The 889-nt window shown below is 50.4% G+C and carries 1 protein-coding gene; it reads right to left on the bottom strand.

Features of this window, described 5'->3' with window-relative positions; all coding sequences use genetic code 11:
- Nucleotides 1–889 (bottom strand): hypothetical protein (locus PGY33_RS14295; RefSeq protein WP_270479207.1); only part of this gene is annotated, 889 nt, incomplete at both ends.

Genomic DNA, 889 nt, shown 5'->3' with positions numbered 1-889 from the left:
AGCCTCATCGAAGCTTACCAGATAGCCTTCCTTCAGAGTGGAGTCATCACCCTCGATCAGAACGGTCTTCTGAGTGTTGGTGTCAACATCAACAGTGTAGGAGGTGTAGGTGGTGTCATCAACCTTAGTCGTGCCGTTCTCCTTGGAGACGATACCGTAAACGGTGTCGGAAGAAGCACCGGACGGCTTGGTGGTGAGAGTTGCATATGCTGCAACAACCTTGTTATCGTCGGTGATAACACCGTAATAACCATACTGAGCCAGATCGAAGGAATTCATGTTGCGAGCGGTGTAGGTGTAGAAGTCACCAGCAGTAGCCTTGGCATCCTTTGCCGGAGTAGCAGTCTTATTTACAAACAGGACTGCATCAGAAGCTGCAACCTTGCTGTTAAAAGACTTGGTATCCTTATTGTAGAGGTTGGTGATCTTGGCATCTGCCTGCGTCGGAGCAACTACCTTGGTGATCTTGATCTTGCCGTTATCAACGTCAGAATACTTGATCAGAGCGCCGGTCTCCAGAGCAGCAGCCGTTACCTTGGTAGAGCCATCGGTGGTGGAATCCTTGTGAACCTCAACCTTAACCTCAGAGCCGTCAGCCTTCAGAATCTTAACTTCCAGAGCGTCAAAGCCGCCGGTCAGAATACCGCCATTGTTGCTCTCAACAACAGCATAGTTCTTAGCGCCCTCAGAGGTCTGCTTAGCAGCGTAAACAATACCGCCGATGGTGTACAGAATGTAGGACTCGCCGATCTGATCGGTGAAAGAGGTTTCAAAGTCAGAATCAACAGCGGTGGTAGCCAGAGAAGCGATATCGTAGGAAGTGCCGTCAATGCTTACCTTGCTGGTGCCCTTGAAGCTGGTCAGCTTGCCCTCAACGGTAGCTGCCTTA

Origin of the sequence: Butyricicoccus sp. AF18-9LB, assembly GCF_027684505.1 — a bacterium.
In the GTDB taxonomy this organism is placed as follows: Bacteria; Bacillota; Clostridia; order Oscillospirales; family Butyricicoccaceae; genus Agathobaculum; species Agathobaculum butyriciproducens.
This window is presented reverse-complemented; position numbering and strand designations above follow the sequence as displayed.